This window comes from Chitinophaga sp. (genome assembly GCF_036569185.1).
Lineage (GTDB): Bacteria > Bacteroidota > Bacteroidia > Chitinophagales > Chitinophagaceae > Chitinophaga.
Genome location: NZ_DATCRD010000121.1, coordinates 1 through 4943 on the forward strand (window position 1 = coordinate 1; position 4943 = coordinate 4943).

Annotated in this window: 4 protein-coding genes and 1 pseudogene; 3 read left to right on the forward strand and 2 right to left on the reverse strand. The window is 47.3% G+C overall.

Annotated elements, in window-relative coordinates; all coding sequences use genetic code 11:
• Positions 1-259: 259 nt before the first annotated feature.
• Together VIM72_RS08590 and VIM72_RS08595 are read right to left on the reverse strand one after the other, a co-directional pair.
• Positions 260-1687, reverse strand: a complete 1428-nt coding sequence (locus VIM72_RS08590; protein WP_332002428.1) for a PLP-dependent aminotransferase family protein — start codon at positions 1685-1687, stop codon at positions 260-262.
• Positions 1688-2282: 595 nt separating this feature from the next.
• Positions 2283-3713, reverse strand: coding sequence for a PLP-dependent aminotransferase family protein (locus tag VIM72_RS08595; protein ID WP_332002429.1), 1431 nt, complete (start codon positions 3711-3713; stop codon positions 2283-2285).
• A 98-nt stretch (positions 3714-3811) separates the two neighbouring features.
• Here VIM72_RS08595 and VIM72_RS08600 point away from each other — a divergent pair, with 98 nt between their 5' ends.
• The 3 genes and pseudogenes from VIM72_RS08600 to VIM72_RS08610 all read left to right on the forward strand — a co-directional run.
• Positions 3812-4159, forward strand: coding sequence for a nuclear transport factor 2 family protein (locus VIM72_RS08600; RefSeq protein ID WP_332002430.1), 348 nt, complete (start codon positions 3812-3814; stop codon positions 4157-4159).
• A gap of 22 nt (positions 4160-4181) precedes the next feature.
• Positions 4182-4625, forward strand: coding sequence for a carboxymuconolactone decarboxylase family protein (locus VIM72_RS08605; protein WP_332002431.1), 444 nt, complete (start codon positions 4182-4184; stop codon positions 4623-4625).
• 98 nt (positions 4626-4723) lie between these two features.
• Positions 4724-4943: pseudogene (locus VIM72_RS08610) on the forward strand (hypothetical protein); the annotation flags it as partial.

Sequence of the window (4943 nt, forward strand, 5' to 3'; positions counted from 1 at the left end):
CCGCTTATATCTCCCCAAATCTTTAAAATCAAAAATGATCAAATCAGTGTAATCAGCAAAATCATCATCATCCTGAGTCAGACAAAATCCTAAAAAGATCTTTGTTGATTTACAGTTAACGGTTGTTTAGGATGTTTGCAAACCCCATTGGTTGTTCTGCCGGGTACCGCTTGCTATACGGGTACCTGGCGGCAACTTAAAAGATATAAGTTGTAGGTTTAACAGCGGCCGGAATAGTCTTATTCCGGTCTTCGCTTTTTTAGCTCATCTTCCTGATCAGTTTCCCCAGTGTTTTCAATCCTTCATCTACCTGCTTACTCCATACAGGACCAAAGCTGATGCGAAGACAGTTGTTGTATTTATTCTGTAAAGAGAAGATCCGGCCGGGGCAAAAGCTGATCTTATGTTTCAGCGCCTGCTGGAACAATTCGAAGGTATTAATGGATTCATCCAGTTCTACCCATAGCACGCAGCCTCCCTGTGGCCGTGAAATACGTGTGCTTTCCGGGAAATACTCACTGATGGCCTGTGAATATCGTAAACACTGCGTGTGCAGCACCTTCCGCAAATTGCGCAGGTGGAACTCATACCGGCCTATCTCCAGGAAATGCCCCACTGCGGCCTGTGGCAAAGAAGCGCAGGCAATAGAGTGGTTCTGTTTCATCAGCAGCACCTTTTCCTTGTATTTGCCCGGCATCGTCCAGCCAACGCGGTAGCCCGGCGCCAGCGATTTTGAAAAGGAATTGCACAGCAGTACATGACCATATTTATCAAACGTTTTGCAATTGGCAGGACGTTGTTTGCTGAAATAAAGATCGCCGTAAATATCATCTTCTATCAGCGCAATATCATACTTCACCATCATATCCACCAGCGCTTTTTTATTCCTATCCGGCATACAGGAGCCCAGCGGGTTGTTGTAATTGGGAACAAACAAACATGCCTTGATCTTATGACGGGGAATGGCTTTGTCGAGGTAATCCAGGTCAACGCCCGAAACCGGATGGGTAGGCACTTCCAGCACTTTCAGCCCCAAACTTTCCGCCAGCTGCATAGAGCCGTAATAGGCAGGGCTTTCAATGGCAATGGTATCGCCGGGGCAGGTGATGGCCGACAGGCACAGGGTAAGCGCGTCCATACAACCACTGGTAGTGATCACATCATCTTCTGTGTAAGCCCCGCCCCATGAGAGCGACATACGCGCTATCTGCCCCCGCAGCAGCCGGTTGCCCTGTAACTCTTCATACCCGATACCGTTGTTAGGTAGTTCCCGCAGGGCATGTACCACTGCCTTCGCCATTTTGGCGGCGGGCATCAGTCCGGGTGGAGGCGTAGCCACAGAGAAGTTCAGGATATTCGGATTTCTCATATGACTGAACACTTCCATCACCATATCGCTCACTGTAGCTTCGCTGGCTTTCTTTACCGGTGCGCAGGTGCCCGGCATTGCTGGCATACGCCTGGAATTAAAGCGGATATAATAACCCGACTTTGGCCTGGATTCAATCAGTCCCTTGGCTTCCAGGTGATAATAAGCCTGGAACGCAGTGGTTAAACTGATACCCTGTTGCTTGCTCAGCATGCGTACAGACGGCAGTTTCTCCCCGATTTTCATCACCTCTTTTTCTATCAGCTGTTCAATATTATCAGCTACCTGCAGGTACAGGTGGTCGGCAGTTTTTATCATGGCAATGCGGATCTGATATGGTCAAAAGTACGAAAATTAAATCTGTTTGGTGCGCCGAAGGTGCATATGCGGATTTTGTCTGACTCAGGATTATGATGATTAAACTGATTTCGCTGATTTTATTTTTTGGGATTTTATAGATGATATTAAGGATTTTGGAAGATATAAGCGGGTGTTGCAGTTTGACTTTACTTTTTTTATTTTTTGGGATTTTATAGATGATATTAAGGATTTTGGAAGATATAAGCGGGTGTTGCAGTTTGATTTTACTTTTTTGATTTTTTGGAATTTTATAGATGATATTAAGGATTTTGGAAGATATAAGCGGGTATTGTAGTTTGATTTTATAAATGATTTTAAAAGGATTGGAGAAGATATAAGCAGATATTGTAGTTTAATTTTACTTTCCAGAATTTTTATAAATGATTTTAAAAATTCTGGAAATAGATGCAGATGTTGCAATACCCCAAAAGTCAGATGCTTTAGGAACACTACAATACCCGCTTATATCTCCCAAAATCCTTTAAAATCAAAATTGATCAAATCAGCGAAATCAGTTTAATCATCATAATCCTGAGTCAGACAAAACCCGCTTTCATCGCCGAAGGCGATGCATCAACCTGCCGAGTGTTTGGATCGCCCAGTCCTGGTCCTCGTTCCAGGGGTTGGCGTTGGTGAGGCGGATGCAGTGCTGGTAGCGGTCCTGGCTGGAGAATAAGGCGCCGGGCGTAAAAGTGATGCCTTGTTCCACGGCTTCTTCATGCAGCTGCCAGGTGTTTATTTTTTTTGGAAGCACTACCCATAGGCTGATGCCTCCGTTGGGCCTTGTCAGTTGCGTATCTTCCGGGAAGTATTCCTGTATGGCTTTCGTGATCTGCATGGTTTGCATGCTTAGTGATTGCCGCAGCGATTTCAGATGAAGATCCAGGCGTTGCTGGTCCAGGAACTTGCTCAGCACCAGTTGTGGCAGCATGCCCGTGCTGCCGGAGGTAACGAATTTCAGCTGTGCGATCTTTTCGTGGTAACGGCCGCCGATCACCCAGCCGGCGCGAAGCCCTGCAGCAATGGACTTGGAAAAGGAAGAGCAGTACAGTACCAGTCCTTCTTCATCGTACGACTTCACCGTTCTGGGCCGCTCAGGTGCAAAATGAAGGTCGCCGTATACATCGTCTTCTATCAGCGGTACCTGGTATTTTTTCAGCAGCTTTGCCAGCTGCTCCTTACTGGGGTCCGGAATACAACAGCCCATGGGGTTGTTGTAGTTGCTAACAAAAAGACAGGCCTGTACTTTCTTTTGTTTGAAGGCGTCTTCCAGTTTTTCCAGGCTCACACCGGTTACCGGGTCCGTGGGTATTTCCATGGCCTTCATGCCCTGGCTTTCAATGGCCATCAGTAACCCGAAAAAGGTGGGCGACTCAATAGCAATAGTATCGCCGGCTTTTGCCACGGCGCGCAGGCAAAGACTGGCAGCTTCTATGGCTCCATGGGTCACAATAATATCCTGTGGCGATACGGCCCGGCCCCAGTTAAGGCAATGCCTGGCAATATGTTTCCGGAAAGGCTCATGGCCATACATATCACCGTAAGGGATAAACGAAGTATCCAGCTCACGCGCTGCCAGCTGCAGCGCCTTCTTCAGTTTTGCCGCAGGCAGCAATGAAGTATCCGGTGATGCGCCTATCAGTGAAATGGTTTTATGCGATCCGCTGGTTTTACGGAACATCGCCAGCTTTTCATTGATCTGTACTTTAAATGCGGCAGGAGAGGGATTGGTAACCGGCGGTAGCTCAGGGCGCAGCTTCTTTGAATAATGTACAAAGTATCCTGATTTTTCCCGCGGCGCCACCCAGCCCTTCTTTTCAAGGTGTGTATACACCTGCAGGGCGGTACTGATGCTGATGCCATGTTCCTGGTGCAGCGATCTTACCGAAGGAAGTTTGTCGCCTACGGTATACACCCCTTCACTGATCATCTGCTGGATCTTCTCTGCCAGCTGCAGATATATAAACCCGTTCGTCTTTTTCATCTTTCCAAAGATAATCTGTTATGGTTTAATATCGATAATTCTGTATCTGTTTTGGTGCTGTTATATGCTGTTATTTTGTAGTCTCTAAACCCACAACCATGACTGCTGTTAAACAAATTGCGCAAACACTGGTACAACTCTGCAGAGCGTGGAAGTTCCCCGAGGCGCAGGCGACCCTGTTTCATGAAAATGCGGTGAACCTGGAGCCCGATGGCCGCACCACTACCGGTCTGACGGCCATCATGGCCAAAGAACAGGCGTTCCTTAACAGCCTCACAGAAAGGCATCTGCTGGAGATCTCAGAACCGGTAGTGGCCGACGATTATTTCGCTATACAGCTGCTGATGGACGTCACGGTCAGCGGCATCGGCCGCCGCACCAGGAATGAGCTTTGCGTTTATAAAATACACGACGGTAAAATTGTTCATGAACAGTTCTTTTATTAAATCATCTTCTTAAAAAAATATAATGATGGAAGCAAGAATGGATGTCTATAAACTGTTGCCCGGCGCATTCAAAGCCATGATGGGACTACAGACTTTTGTAAATGAAAGCGGCCTCGATAAAACCCTGGGAGAGCTCATTAAGATCCGCGCCTCCCAGATCAATGGCTGCGCTTTCTGTTTGAATATGCACACTAAGGAAGCCCGGCAGATGGGAGAAACAGAGCAACGTATCTATGGTCTTTCCGCCTGGCAGGAAGCGCCGTACTACACGGATAAGGAACGCGCCGCCCTGGCGCTTACGGAAGCAGTTACCCTGGTAAGTGAATCCCGCGTACCGGATGAGGTATACAAAGCAGCACAGGCGGTTTTTTCAGAACAGGAAATAGCTACCATCGTGATGGCCATTGTTGTCATTAATTCATGGAACCGTATTGCGATTACTTCAAGAACACAGCCGCAGGGGTAACACTCATATGATAGCCTGCTTTTCTGATCTTTTGAGCCGGGCATTGCAGCAGAAACACTGAATGATTATTTTGTGGGAGAAAGCAAAAAACAGTTGCTATGAAATTCCACAAGAAACACGCATTAACAGCAGCGTTGTCCTTTGCAATAACCGGTTTCCTGGCATCCTGTGTGATGCCGGACAAGACAAAAGAAACTTCCGGCGAAAAAGCAGCCATTATTTTTGATTCGGACATCGGTCCTGATTATGATGATGTGGGCGCTATTGCGCTGCTCCATGCCCTGGCCGATTCCGGGGAAGCTAAGATCCTGGCTACTG

What these genes read in the sequence shown, in the direction of transcription:
- VIM72_RS08590 (WP_332002428.1), bottom strand. Translation starts at nt 1,687, where the DNA reads ATGATAAAAACTGCCGACCACCTGTACCTGCAGGTAGCTGATAATATT.
- VIM72_RS08595 (WP_332002429.1), bottom strand. Translation starts at nt 3,713, where the DNA reads ATGAAAAAGACGAACGGGTTTATATATCTGCAGCTGGCAGAGAAGATC.
- VIM72_RS08600 (WP_332002430.1), top strand. Translation starts at nt 3,812, where the DNA reads ATGACTGCTGTTAAACAAATTGCGCAAACACTGGTACAACTCTGCAGA.
- VIM72_RS08605 (WP_332002431.1), top strand. Translation starts at nt 4,182, where the DNA reads ATGATGGAAGCAAGAATGGATGTCTATAAACTGTTGCCCGGCGCATTC.